This window comes from Wolbachia endosymbiont of Drosophila barbarae (assembly GCF_044752445.1).
Classification (GTDB): Bacteria; Pseudomonadota; Alphaproteobacteria; order Rickettsiales; family Anaplasmataceae; genus Wolbachia; species Wolbachia pipientis.
Map to the genome: position 1 here is coordinate 1 of NZ_JBIXJM010000243.1, position 11952 is coordinate 11952.

The window sequence follows — 11952 nt, forward strand, 5'->3', positions numbered from 1 at the left end:
TGAGACGCCAAATACCCTAAGTTTTTTGTCATTAACCTGCACAGATTGCGAAGATAAATAAATAGCTTCACTGTTATGATAAGGGGGCTGGCGAAACTTGTAAAGGAATTTTTTACATCTAATTTATAGCTCCCTGCATGATATCACGTATTATCTATACCAAGGTGTTCTGCTTGTAGATATTATACCAACAATCCACTATTTTTTTTATGTCTTGTGGTTTAGTTTCTGGACCTATACTGATTCTAATTGAACACTCTGCTTGCTCTTTTGTTGCCCCCATTGCAAGCAAAACATGGGAAGGCTCAACTTTTCCAGAAGAACATGCGGAGCCATTACTAACTGCAATATAATTCAAGTCAAAATGCATGAGCTGCACATCACTCTTTACTCCTGGCATATAAATAAAACTTGTGTTTGGCAGCCTCTTAGAGTTTTTACCGAAGATTCTTATGTCACTGACAAGATTTAATAATTCACACTCTAATTGATCGCGTAGCTCCTTTACTTCATCCATTTTTGATAGAAGATCTGGAATATTTTGCAGTGCAGCAGAAAGGCCTGCAATCGCAACAATATTTTCCGTACCACCACGAAATCCCTTCTCTTGTCCACCACCTATTATAATAGGTTCTATCGCAAGTTCTTTATTGAATATTAAAACTCCACTGCCTGCTACACCGCCAAATTTATGGGCGGATAAAGTGAGTAAATCAACTCCTAAATCTTCCATATTAACTTTAATTTTCCCAACACTTTGAGCAGTGTCAGTGTGGCAAATTGCTCCAAATTTGTGGGCTATTTCAGCTATTTCCTCAATAGGTTGAATAACTCCGGTTTCGTTATTTGCCATCATAACTGAAACTATTGCTTTGTTTCCTTTAAGTTCGCTTAGAATTTTTTCTAGCTCTAAAAAGTCAACAATGCCCTCCTGATTAACAGGTATTATATATGGATTACATGCAGAATTAAGAATTGAAGGATGCTCTATAGCTGAAATTATATGCAGGTAGCCTGCTATTCCTCTCATAACAAGGTTATTCGCTTCAGTTGCACCAGACGTAAAAACTATTTCTTTATCACTTGAGACGCCAATAGCACCACGTACGTTATCTCTTGCATCCTGAAGAATCTTCCTCGCTTCTTGTCCTCTTTTATGTAGTGATGATGGATTGAGCGTTTGTTTTAACAAGACCTCAAATATACTTTTTTTTACATTTTCACTAATTGGAGCAGTTGCATTGTAATCAGCATATACGCAACCACTATTTTCTAAAGAGAATGGACTCATCTGTCACTTAAATAAGTTTACCATCAACTATAGCCATAACTATGTACGTTAGCTTTAACACGATAAAAAATTTATTGCAAAAACAGCGAAATTAATACATAATTAATAACTCACGTCATTAATACCTGTCAAGCGGGTTCTTATTAGGGGTTACCATGGTTGAAGTTTTTTTGAATAATGCAACAAGAAAGATAGAAGGTGAATACCACCAAAGCAAAGATGCCAACGCGCCGGTTGTGCTGGTTTTACATCATCATCCTCAATATGGTGGTAATATGGATAGTAAAATTGTACATAGTACATATACGTCTTTTATCGATAACAATTTTTCTGCATTGAAGATTAACTTTCGTGGTGTGGGAAAATCTACCGGAACTTTTGATAAGGGTATAGGAGAATTAACTGACGCTGCGGTAGCCATTGATTGGCTTCAGGAACATAATCCTAGCAATGTTCCAATTTGGATCGCTGGTTTTTCTTTTGGAGCATGGGTGGCTATGCAGCTAACAATGCGCCGCCCTGAGATAGTGGGTTTTATTGCTCTTTCTCTTCCGGTAACTAAGTACGATTTTTCTTTTCTTTCTCCCTGTCCAGTTTCTGGGCTTATAATACAAAGCAGTAATGATACAATCTCAGAAGAAAGCGATGTAACAGAATTAGCAAAAAGGTTGATAAATTCAGTAAGAAGTGATCACATGAAATACCATATAATAGATGATACTAATCACTTTCTAAAGGATAAAGAAGAGGAAGTGACTCAAATCGTGGACAATTATATAAAACTGCGCTTGAATAGTGCAACTATTTCTTTTCAAAAGGTCAAAAAAGAGGTAAGGGTAAAAGAATATGCCTAATCTTTACAAACAAGAGAAATGAGTGTAGTAATATAAATGAAAAGGTTTTGTTATGTTTAAAAAGCTATTATTTTTTGTTTTAGCTGTGTTTATGTTATCGGGGTGTTCCCTAAGTAAACAGCGTAAGTTAAAAAGTCCGTGTATAAAAAGCAATGAAAGCATTTCATGCGAGTTGTACTCTGTTAATGATCATTGGTTAGATAAGTATAAGGCATAGAAATTGTGCTATTTTTCCTATTCACAACTTCACTAATGATCGATCTCTCAATTGGAAAATGCAGTCTGCCTTTTCTGCAAGGAGATGATTGTGCGTTACTATAAGCATAGAGCTGTTATTTTCCTTTACGTACGAATGTAGCAGTAAAAACACCTTAAAAGAATTTGTTGGATCTAAATTTCCTGTTGGCTCATCTGCAAGTAAAAGCTTTGGAGAATTTACAATGCTTCTTGCAATTGCAACTCTCTGCCTTTCCCCACCCGAAACTTCAGATACCATGCTACTTGCTTTGTTTTCCAGACCAAATTTTTCCAACATTGCTTGCGAATTTTTTTTTGCTTCAGCTTTGCTTTTTCCTGCAATGAGTTGAGGAAGCATAATATTTTCCAACACCGATAACTCTTGTAACAAATAGTGAAATTGATAAACAAAACTAAGAAAATTTCTTCTTACATGAGTTTTATGCTTATTACTGGCTTGTGTGCAATTTATTCCATCTATCGTAACTATACCTGAAGTTGGCTTGTCCAACAAGCCTGCGATTTGCAATATAGTTGTTTTCCCTGCACCTGAATCGCCAATCAGCGCTACTACTTGCCCTCTTGTGACACTTAAGTTGATATCCTTTACAACAGCAGAATTGTTCTTGAAGCTTTTATCTACGGAAGTTAGTTCTAGTGCTACATTACCACCCATGTTTAAAAGATCCAGAAGGCATCTAAGTTTTAGTAATAATTAAACCGAAAAACTGTTACCACAACCACATTGAGACTTAGCAAAGGCATTCTTTATTTGAAAACCAGAACCACTAAGATCCTCAGTATAATCTATAACTGAGTTATTTAAAAATTTTGCTGAACAATTATCAACCATTAATACAGGGTTTCCATTTTCATCATTAATTACTATATCTTTACCTTTTTCGCTAAAACTGGAATGGCTTCTATAGTCCTCACTTTCTTCATAGTCATCATCTTCGTCTTCGTCATCAAACTCATCATCGTAATCATCGTCTTCATCATCCAAAGATAGATTTTTATTCATTTGATCCATAAGAAAATTGTATTTGAAGCCAGAACATCCACCACCTGAAACTGCAACCCGTAAAATGGAACTCTTATCCCCTTCCTGCTCTGCAAGAGAGTGGATTTTTTTTAGTGCATTATCAGTTAAGTTGATGTTGTAATTTGTTGACATAGTAACCACCGTTTATTATTGATAACTTATTATAGTAGAAATTTTACATGTCAAACAATAATTTTCTATTAAATTATGCATGTTTTCCAAGCAAAACAAAAGGGAGATACTTCAAAGAGCCAGAAGATGAGAATCGCAGCTGCTTTCAGCGTGATAGGGACCGTATCATTCACTCTAATGCGTTTAGAAAGTTGGAGTACAAAACACAAGTTTTTATCAATTATGAGCACGACTACTATCGCACTCGGCTTACTCATAGCCTTGAAGTTGCACAAATTGCAAGGTCCATTGCGCGTAGACTTGGCTTAAATGAGGATATCACTGAATGCATAGCGCTCGCACATGATCTTGGTCATCCTCCATTTGGTCATGCAGGTGAAGATGCTCTAAAGAAATCAGTTCAAGATTTGAATCTTGATAATGAGAAGTATGAGTTTGATCATAATGTTCAAGCTATAAGGATTTTAACTTATCTTGAACAAAAACATGCTGATTTTGATGGTATGAATCTAAGTTGGGAGGTGATTGAAGGAGTTGCAAAACATAACGGTCCCTTGCTTGGTCAAAACGCGGAGTCTTCTACAAGTAATCAGCTGTTATTAGAATACAACAAAAAATATGATCTAAAACTTGAAGAATTTTCAAGCATTGAAGCGCAAGTTGCTTCAATTGCCGATGATATTGCTTACAGTGTTCACGATCTTGATGATGCACTCAGGGCGAATTTAGTAACCATCGAAGATTTGCTGAATGTTCCTTTAATTGAAAAAATGTTTAAAGACATAAGGAGCAGATATTCAGAATTGCCTCAGAGCAAACTCATACATGAATCACTGAGTGGAACTATAGGAACTATGATAAGTGATGTTGTTTCTCAGACTGAAAGAAATATTGAAGATCACAAAATAAAAAGCGTAGAAGACGTAAGAAGTCTAAATAAAATGCTAGTCACATTTTCACCAGAATTTGCGAATGCTACAAAAGAAATGAAAAGATTCAACATGGAGAAAATATACAGAAGCTATAAACTGAGTAGAACGATGAACAAAGCAAAACGCATAATACAGGAACTCTTTCAATGTTTTTATGAAAACCCAGGATTACTTCCCACAGAGTGGAGCAAACTCGCTTGTGAATCTCAGCGTTCAGTAATAATATGTGACTATATCTCAGGTATGACAGATAGATTTGCTATACACGAGCACAGAAGAATTTTTGATACCTCATACGAAATGACTTCTTTCTAATGACTGATGATCATTTCATGTCAATTGCATTAAGGCTTGCAGAAAAAAATCTTGGAAATGTTGCACCAAATCCTGCTGTCGGGTGTGTTATTGTAAAGGATGGTACAATTGTTAGTGAGGGATACACAGGGATTGGTGGGCGTCCGCATGCGGAGGTAGTCGCTTTGCAAAACGCTAAAGATTCAACTCATGCCGCAACTATATATATCACTCTTGAGCCATGTTGTCATCACGGAGTCACGGGGCCTTGCACTGCAAAAATCATAAAAGCTAGCATAAAAAGAGTAGTAATTGCAACTATTGACCCAGATAGTAGAGTTTCAGGCAGAGGCATGAAAGCTCTGAAAGAAGCAGGAATTGAAGTTGAGCAAGGTATTATGCAAAAAGAGGCAAAAGAACTGAATGTCGGTTTTTTCACCACTAAAGAATTACATAGACCATTTATAGCTTGCAAAGTCGCAACAACTCTTGACGGAAAAATCGCAACATTTACAGGCGATAGCAAATGGATAACAAGTGAAAATACGAGAAATTGGGTGCATGAGCTTAGAGCAAAATATGATGCAATTATGATTGGCAGCAATACTCTTATTAATGATGATCCACTCTTAACTTGCAGATTACCAGGACTTGGAAGTAGATCGCCAATAAGGCTAATTATAGATAGCCAAGGGAGATTAAAGGAAGAGCATAACATTGCAAAGACTGCAGACAAAGTAATAACTTGGGTCATCACAAATAAAGAAGTAGAGAAAAAAATAAAAAACATTAACTACTTAGTAGTTAATTCAAGCAACGCAGGTAAGGTTTGCCTAAAGGACATGGCATTAAAACTTGTTTCAGAAATTGGTATAACAAGATTATTAGTTGAAGGTGGAGGAGTGTTAATCACAGAACTATTAAAGTGTAATTTAATCGACAGGTTGATAATATGCCGCAGTGGTAAAATTTTAGGCAATGATGCCACTCCTTTTGTAGGAGATTTAGGGATTCAATTCATTAATAACTGTTATCAGTTTAAAAAAACAAAGATAATAGAGTTTAGTGAGGATATAGTTGAGGTTTGGGATAGGTCGTCATAATCCTTACATACTCAAACAGTAAAAAAAAGGTATCCGTTCAGCGGAGCGGTAAAATAAAAAGTAGACAAGGAGTGCTAAAAACATAATATCACAAGTAGTATGTGTGGTAAATATGTCTGATCTACTAGCTAGTCTTCTCAAGCTCTGTGAAAGCTTTAAAATAGAGATAGAGCAACTAAAAGCAGAGATAAAGAGGTTAGAGATAGAAAACGAAAATTTTAGATCTGAGAATAAGGCGCTAAGAATCGAAAATGCTGAATTGAAAGAAAGACTAGGTCTGAATTCACAAAATTCATCGATACCGAGCTCAAAAGAGTTATACAAGCTAAAGAAGAAAAAGAAAAAAAGTGACAGGAAAATAGGGGCACAGATTGGGCATGAAGGAAAGTATCGCCCTAAAATGGAAGCAGATGAAGTGGTGAAAATAGAGTTCTTGCGAGTGCGGAGGAGAAATTGCGATATCGAAAGAGCCATACATTCATCAAAAAGTTGATTTGCCAGCTTATGTTGTGGAATACCAATGGCCGCTGTTGCAAGTGTGGAAAAAGAAAAAGTAGCAGGCTACCAGAAGGTGTTACTGCGGATACATTTGGTCCAAAAGTTAAGTCAACAATTGCGGCGCTGAGCGGGTTTTACAAGAACTCGAAAAGAGAAGTAGCAAATATTATAAAAAATATTTTCAACCTGGACATCAGTGTTGGTAGCGTGTCAAATAGCGAGGCTAGAGTTGCAGAAAAATGCCAAGAAGCATATGAGCAAATCGAGCAAGAAGTAAGTAAAAGTGAAGTTCTGCATATCGATGAAACGAGCCATTATAACAAAGGTAAACTTGGTTGGTGCTGGATGTTTGCCAGTAATACAGCAAGTTTTATAAAATTGACAGAGTCAAGAGGAATGAAGGTTTTACAAAATAGTAAGTTCTGCAATCGCAATAGCTTACGACAGGTACGCAGCATACAACTACTTTGCCGATAAGAACAGGCAAATCTGTTGGGCACATTTATCAAGAGATTTTGAAAGATTAGCACATAGTTGAAGTTAAAGTTCTGGGCTGTTACTTAAGAAACGTAGCCACTGAATTATTTGCACTAAAAAAGGCCTTGCTAAAAAATGAGATAGATGTTTTTAGATTTACCAGACGTGCCAGAAAATTGCGAAAACGTACAAGGTATTACTTGAAGCCGTTTACCTGAAGCAATTGGAGCTTCTCGAGTTGCAAAAAATATTTTGAAATCTGAAAGAATGATGTGGAAATTTTTAGATGACCCAGAAAATATTCCGCTGACAAATAACCATGCTGAACGGCAAATACGGCATTATGTCGTTTATCGCAAAAATTCATATTTTACCCAATCGAAGCGGGGAACTTGAACGGATAATTTCATTATACTTGACATGGAAACAAATGGGCTTTCCAAAACCTCTTATCTATCATCTCTCACACCGCTTAGCTGAACGGATACAACCCAAGAAAGGTTTTTCTACGTCATACCGCCGCGGTATCTCAGCATAGATTCCGCTAACGAGTAGCGGAATGACGAATTTGTTGTTTTTCAAATTGTAGGTAAACCTAAGCCACTTTAGCTATATAGGGTCACAACAATAGATTTTTAAGATCGGTTACGGCCTTCTTAATATCTTCAGCCTTGAATATCGCCGATCCCGCAACTAAAATATCTGCACCTGCTTTTATTATATCAGCTGCGTTAGAAAAGTTAATTCCACCATCTACTGAAATTTGTGTTTTAAGATTACGCTCCTGTATCATTTTTTTTATAGTAGATATCTTGTTCAACTGTGAATGAATAAATTCCTGCCCTCCAAAGCCAGGGTTGACTGTCATAATCAGCACAATATCTAGCTCATGTATTATGTATTCAAGCACACTTGGAGAAGTTGAAGGAACAATTGAAACTCCAACTTGAATCGGTTTTTTTTCGTCGTTTACATTTTTGTATAACTTTATCTTTCTTATCAACCTCTCAAGATGTATCTCTGCTTCTGCATGTACAGTGATAATATCAGCACCAGCATTTATAAAGCTTTCAATGTGGTTACCAGGAGATTTGACCATTAAATGCACATCAAAAGGAAGATTGCTATATTTACGTATTGCAGAAACAACGCTAGGACCAATTGTAATATTTGGAACGAAATTCCCATCCATAACGTCTATGTGTATGTAATCCACACCTAAATCGCTAATTTTTCTTACTTCTTCCCCTAATTTTGCAAAATCTGCTGAAAGTATAGAAGGTGCAATTTTAATACTCATGAGCTGCCTTTTTTGCTAAAAAATAACTTATTTTTAAAACTCTGTCACCCTAAGCACCATCTGAGTAGCTAGAGGAACTGGATACTGATATCGGTATGCCTATTTAACTAGATCTTAAATTAGATAAAAAAAGGTAGTCTTGATAAAACTTATTTACAGCAAGTTTTTTTACATTTGGACTTTCTGTTTGTTCTTTTTTGTACCCTAATTTATAGCTTATTGAATCCTTGTATAAACTGATCGTTTTGTATGCTTTGTTCATCTCTCTAGGAAAGATGCCGTTAGCAATTACGACGCATAACCCTGTAGCTGTTGCAAAAGCTAGAGTGGTAAATGCTAGATTTTGTAAAAAATTCCTTCCACCAACTTTTTTTTCCTGTATATTAGCAGAGTGCGATTTTTTTGACACTTCTTCTAGGTATTCATGCCATATGTGATTGCAGTTCGTACACTTTACCTTTCTTCCAGATGCACCAATTTGCTCGGGAGATACTAAGTAAGTTTTAGTACAACTATTACATTGTATTTTCATAGCACTTACATATAAAGTAGTAACAAGCCCAAATGATACGAGCTACAAATTTAATATCAATATATATATAACAAATGGAAGGTTTGCAACTAAAAAAAGCACAGAGTGAGATAGAAGATATTTGGAAAAATAGAGAAAAATTTAATGACTGTAATCTAAAGAAAACAGCAAGAATAGCAATTAAAGAGATAATTGAGCTCCTTGATAGTGGCAAAATTAGAGTAGCAGAAAAGCTATCAAGTGGAGAATGGGTAGTACATAAGTGGATAAAGCAGGCAATATTATTACATTTTCTCACCGAAGAAAATAAAATAATAGATAATACTAATTGCTGGTTTGACAAGATCGGTAACAAATTTAGTGAATGGAATGAGGAGAAATTTCGCCAGTTAAAAATTAGAGCAGTTCCTGGGTGTTTTGTCCGCCGATCTGCTTATATAGGTACAAATGTTGTTCTAATGCCAAGTTTTATCAACGTTGGTGCATATGTTGATTCAGGAACAATGATAGATACCTGGTCAACGATTGGTAGCTGTGCGCAAATAGGAAAAAACTGTCATATTTCCGGTGGAGTGGGAATAGGTGGAGTTCTTGAGCCTATTCAAGCTTTACCTGTCATTATAGAAGATAATTGCTTTATTGGAGCACGTAGCGAAGTGGCCGAGGGTGTGGTAGTGAGAGAAGGATCAGTCCTTGGCATAGGCGTGTTTATTGGGGCATCAACAAAGATTATTGATAGAGAAACTAGCAAGGTATTTTACGGCGAAGTGCCACCTTATTCTGTAGTGGTACCAGGGTCTATTCCATCTAAAAATAATATTTCAACCTATTGTGCAGTCATAGTAAAAAAAGTGGATGAAAAGACGAGATCGAAAATCTCTATAAATGAAATATTGAGGGATTAAACTATCTTACTCCTTGTCGTCACTTTTTTTATCATTATTACTAACCACAGTAATGGCATACGCGCATAACTCTGAGAAAGAGACTCCATTTTTTTGAGATAGTTTATATAATTTTTGTAGACTTTCTTTTACTTTATTAGGAATATTCCCTCCACGTTCTTTTACAAGCCAGGAATCTTGATGATGAATTGGATGAGCATCACTTTTTGGATTTCCTATGTATATTGCAAAAGGTGAACTTTGTCCTTTGAAGTCACATTGTACAGTAAATTTTTTTATAGATTCAGCCATCTAAAGACCTCTACTTTTCTTTTTGGTCGATTTTATAGCAGGTGGAAGAGGTGGTTTCTTTATAAAATCTTGTCTATTGACAACACTTTCTCTACCTTCCAAAGCTCGGCGAACATCAGTTCTGCTTAATTGCGACTCTTTTGCTACCTTCATTCCATGCTTTGCCATAATATTAGCATATGCTAGTACTTTTTTTACCAATTCTAGATCACCATTTAGCATTTGAACTAGCACTTGAAACACTTCCGCTAAAGTTAGCCCATCAGCATTTATAACCTTGTTTTCTATAAAATTGACAGCTTCTTCAAATTTGTATTCAATACTATCATCTTGAGCTATAAGGGCAACATAATCGGTGTTTTTGTCGTCCATAACTGAAGCACTATTACTCACAAACTTAAGTGTATACTATATATATAAATACTCTACTATTTTATATTATGGCACGCTATAGTTAAACATTTATTAATAACATGCTCACTTATATACACGAATTAATTGACAAAAGTCAAGGATCAATATCCATCAGTGATTTCATGAATGCCGTTTTGTACCATGAAAAATACGGCTATTATACAAGTAAATTACCGCTTGGTAAGGATGGTGATTTTACTACCGCACCTGAGATCAGCCAATTATTTGGTGAAGTAATTGCAGTTTGGATAATGCATACATGGGAAAAATTAGGAAAGCCATCAAAATTTTCTCTAGTTGAACTTGGGCCAGGCAAAGGAACACTCATTCACGATATAATAAGAGTCACTAAAAAATACAGCAGCTTTTTTAATTCAATGTTGATCCACTTAGTTGAAATAAGCCCTACTTTACGGAAGATACAAAAGGAAAAATTAAAAAGCTTAGATGTTAATTGGCACAAAAATATTGACAACCTACCAGAACAACCAACCATTTTTTTAGCAAATGAGTTCTTTGACGCTCTTCCGATAGATCAGTTTGTATATCATGATGAGGGGTGGTATGAAAATATGGTGACAAAACAAGATGATGGCAGTCTCTTGGTGTCATGCCAGTGCGTGACACTGGAATCCAGAAAAAAAGAATCATGGATTCCAGTGTCAGCTACTCAGATGACAAATGGAAAATTTTTTAATGGTGCAGTGGTGGAAATATGTTCAGTTGGGGTTGAAATATTAAAAAAACTTGAGAAGAAGATATATAATAATAAAGGAGCTGCTTTGATTGTAGATTACGGTTATGTATACCCCGCATATAAGAGCACTTTGCAATCGATAAAACAACATAAGTATGCTAATTTTCTTGAGAATGTTGGTAATAGTGATATTACCGCACTTGTGAACTTTCAAGCGTTAAGAGATTCATTAAAGCATGTAGATTGTGAGATTTTAACTCAAAGGGAATTTTTATATCTTTTTGGCATAAAAGAAAGAACCCAGGCTTTAATGAAAAGCGCAAGTGATGAACAAAAGAATAGGATCTTTAGTGAATTCCTAAGGTTGACTGAAAATATGGGCACTCTTTTTAAAGCAATGCTATTGATATAGCTAACCCAAGAAAGGTTTCCCTACATCATACCGCCGCGATATCTCAGCATAGATTCCGCTAACGAGTAGCGGAATGACGAGCTTATTGTCATGCCGCCGCGAACCGTCATACCGCGATTCATTCGCGGTATCTCATCAGCTAACAAGCAGCAGTTCTACGTCATACCGCCGTGGTATCTTTTAGCATAGATCCCGCTAACACGTAGCGGGATGACGAGCTTACCGTCATGCTGCCGCGAACCGTCATACCGCCACGAACTGTCATGCCACCACGAACCGTCATACCGCGATTCATTCGCGGTATCTCTAGATCCCGCTAACAAGCAGCGGGATGACGGTTGTCTCCTAGCTGTCATCCCAGTACTGGTAGACTCAAATCACAATGCTCGTATAGCTGCAACCCTGGAGGTACTGTTTCTCACCCACTGGAGATATTGCACGGTACTATCCACTTGGTCGTCGTGGCGCGTTTCTGGGAACATTAAAATCTCATACTCAAAATCGTTCAGCCATACTGCTTGATGTGGCAGAAAAACCT

At 36.4% G+C, this 11952-nt stretch carries 14 protein-coding genes and 2 pseudogenes; 6 read left to right on the top strand and 10 right to left on the bottom strand.

Going from position 1 to position 11952, the window contains the following annotated elements:
- Window positions 1-154: 154 nt before the first annotated feature.
- The gene (locus ACIPNH_RS05975; RefSeq protein WP_264724027.1) at window positions 155-1291 is read right to left on the bottom strand and encodes a cysteine desulfurase family protein; all 1137 of its coding nucleotides are present in this window, start codon (window positions 1289-1291) and stop codon (window positions 155-157) included.
- A 155-nt stretch (window positions 1292-1446) separates the two neighbouring features.
- Here ACIPNH_RS05975 and ACIPNH_RS05980 point away from each other — a divergent pair, with 155 nt between their 5' ends.
- Window positions 1447-2145: an alpha/beta hydrolase gene (locus tag ACIPNH_RS05980; protein WP_151808056.1), complete on the top strand. Its 699-nt coding sequence runs from the start codon at window positions 1447-1449 to the stop codon at window positions 2143-2145.
- Between the two features lie 238 nt (window positions 2146-2383).
- Here ACIPNH_RS05980 and ACIPNH_RS05985 read toward each other — a convergent pair whose 3' ends face one another.
- Window positions 2384-3058 (bottom strand): ABC transporter ATP-binding protein, encoded by a 675-nt coding sequence (locus ACIPNH_RS05985; protein WP_007549198.1) that lies wholly within the window; start codon window positions 3056-3058, stop codon window positions 2384-2386.
- Between the two features lie 39 nt (window positions 3059-3097).
- Window positions 3098-3559 (bottom strand): HesB/IscA family protein, encoded by a 462-nt coding sequence (locus tag ACIPNH_RS05990; protein ID WP_010081891.1) that lies wholly within the window; start codon window positions 3557-3559, stop codon window positions 3098-3100.
- Window positions 3560-3606: 47 nt separating this feature from the next.
- Between ACIPNH_RS05990 and ACIPNH_RS05995 the strand changes: the two genes are divergently transcribed.
- The 3 genes and pseudogenes from ACIPNH_RS05995 (at window position 3607) to tnpC (ending at window position 7339) form a co-directional block, all read left to right on the top strand.
- The gene (locus ACIPNH_RS05995; protein WP_400772224.1) at window positions 3607-4806 is read left to right on the top strand and encodes a deoxyguanosinetriphosphate triphosphohydrolase; all 1200 of its coding nucleotides are present in this window, start codon (window positions 3607-3609) and stop codon (window positions 4804-4806) included.
- Window positions 4806-5888, top strand: a complete 1083-nt coding sequence (ribD, locus tag ACIPNH_RS06000) for a bifunctional diaminohydroxyphosphoribosylaminopyrimidine deaminase/5-amino-6-(5-phosphoribosylamino)uracil reductase RibD (protein ID WP_400772226.1) — start codon at window positions 4806-4808, stop codon at window positions 5886-5888. Before ACIPNH_RS05995 ends, ribD begins: the two co-directional genes overlap by 1 nt.
- A 112-nt stretch (window positions 5889-6000) precedes the next feature.
- Window positions 6001-7339, top strand: a pseudogene (gene tnpC, locus ACIPNH_RS06005) (IS66 family transposase).
- Between the two features lie 143 nt (window positions 7340-7482).
- On the opposite strand, the gene rpe reads toward tnpC, so the two are convergent.
- On the bottom strand, window positions 7483-8163 hold the full coding sequence (gene rpe / locus ACIPNH_RS06010; protein WP_400772228.1) for a ribulose-phosphate 3-epimerase: 681 nt from the start codon (window positions 8161-8163) through the stop codon (window positions 7483-7485).
- Window positions 8164-8266: 103 nt separating this feature from the next.
- Window positions 8267-8695, bottom strand: coding sequence for a zinc-ribbon domain-containing protein (locus tag ACIPNH_RS06015; RefSeq protein WP_265041116.1), 429 nt, complete (start codon window positions 8693-8695; stop codon window positions 8267-8269).
- A 74-nt stretch (window positions 8696-8769) separates the two neighbouring features.
- Between ACIPNH_RS06015 and dapD the strand changes: the two genes are divergently transcribed.
- Window positions 8770-9600: a 2,3,4,5-tetrahydropyridine-2,6-dicarboxylate N-succinyltransferase gene (gene dapD / locus ACIPNH_RS06020; RefSeq protein ID WP_400772232.1), complete on the top strand. Its 831-nt coding sequence runs from the start codon at window positions 8770-8772 to the stop codon at window positions 9598-9600.
- A 6-nt stretch (window positions 9601-9606) separates the two neighbouring features.
- On the opposite strand, the gene ACIPNH_RS06025 is transcribed toward dapD, so the two are convergent.
- Both ACIPNH_RS06025 and ACIPNH_RS06030 read right to left on the bottom strand, forming a co-directional pair.
- Entirely contained in the window at window positions 9607-9891 is a 285-nt protein-coding gene (locus tag ACIPNH_RS06025) for a DUF2610 domain-containing protein (RefSeq protein ID WP_400772234.1), read from the bottom strand.
- Window positions 9892-10263, bottom strand: a complete 372-nt coding sequence (locus ACIPNH_RS06030) for a hypothetical protein (protein WP_400772244.1) — start codon at window positions 10261-10263, stop codon at window positions 9892-9894.
- A gap of 101 nt (window positions 10264-10364) precedes the next feature.
- Between ACIPNH_RS06030 and ACIPNH_RS06035 the strand changes: the two genes are divergently transcribed.
- The gene (locus ACIPNH_RS06035) at window positions 10365-11414 is read left to right on the top strand and encodes a class I SAM-dependent methyltransferase (protein WP_007549412.1); all 1050 of its coding nucleotides are present in this window, start codon (window positions 10365-10367) and stop codon (window positions 11412-11414) included.
- A gap of 20 nt (window positions 11415-11434) precedes the next feature.
- On the opposite strand, the gene ACIPNH_RS06040 is transcribed toward ACIPNH_RS06035, so the two are convergent.
- The 3 genes and pseudogenes from ACIPNH_RS06040 to ACIPNH_RS06050 form a co-directional block, all read right to left on the bottom strand.
- Window positions 11435-11560 carry a hypothetical protein gene (locus ACIPNH_RS06040; RefSeq protein WP_400772236.1) on the bottom strand — a complete coding sequence of 42 codons (126 nt, stop codon included), beginning with the start codon at window positions 11558-11560 and terminating at the stop codon, window positions 11435-11437.
- 9 nt (window positions 11561-11569) lie between these two features.
- Window positions 11570-11770: a hypothetical protein gene (locus ACIPNH_RS06045; RefSeq protein ID WP_400772238.1), complete on the bottom strand. Its 201-nt coding sequence runs from the start codon at window positions 11768-11770 to the stop codon at window positions 11570-11572.
- A 21-nt stretch (window positions 11771-11791) separates the two neighbouring features.
- Window positions 11792-11952: pseudogene (locus ACIPNH_RS06050) on the bottom strand (phage terminase large subunit); the annotation flags it as partial.

Coding starts and splice junctions, on each gene's coding strand:
- ACIPNH_RS05975 (WP_264724027.1), bottom strand. CDS start 1,291: ATGAGTCCATTCTCTTTAGAAAATAGTGGTTGCGTATATGCTGATTAC.
- ACIPNH_RS05980 (WP_151808056.1), top strand. CDS start 1,447: ATGGTTGAAGTTTTTTTGAATAATGCAACAAGAAAGATAGAAGGTGAA.
- ACIPNH_RS05985 (WP_007549198.1), bottom strand. CDS start 3,058: ATGGGTGGTAATGTAGCACTAGAACTAACTTCCGTAGATAAAAGCTTC.
- ACIPNH_RS05990 (WP_010081891.1), bottom strand. CDS start 3,559: ATGTCAACAAATTACAACATCAACTTAACTGATAATGCACTAAAAAAA.
- ACIPNH_RS05995 (WP_400772224.1), top strand. CDS start 3,607: ATGTCAAACAATAATTTTCTATTAAATTATGCATGTTTTCCAAGCAAA.
- ribD (WP_400772226.1), top strand. CDS start 4,806: ATGACTGATGATCATTTCATGTCAATTGCATTAAGGCTTGCAGAAAAA.
- rpe (WP_400772228.1), bottom strand. CDS start 8,163: ATGAGTATTAAAATTGCACCTTCTATACTTTCAGCAGATTTTGCAAAA.
- ACIPNH_RS06015 (WP_265041116.1), bottom strand. CDS start 8,695: ATGAAAATACAATGTAATAGTTGTACTAAAACTTACTTAGTATCTCCC.
- dapD (WP_400772232.1), top strand. CDS start 8,770: ATGGAAGGTTTGCAACTAAAAAAAGCACAGAGTGAGATAGAAGATATT.
- ACIPNH_RS06025 (WP_400772234.1), bottom strand. CDS start 9,891: ATGGCTGAATCTATAAAAAAATTTACTGTACAATGTGACTTCAAAGGA.
- ACIPNH_RS06030 (WP_400772244.1), bottom strand. CDS start 10,263: ATGGACGACAAAAACACCGATTATGTTGCCCTTATAGCTCAAGATGAT.
- ACIPNH_RS06035 (WP_007549412.1), top strand. CDS start 10,365: ATGCTCACTTATATACACGAATTAATTGACAAAAGTCAAGGATCAATA.
- ACIPNH_RS06045 (WP_400772238.1), bottom strand. CDS start 11,770: ATGACAGCTAGGAGACAACCGTCATCCCGCTGCTTGTTAGCGGGATCT.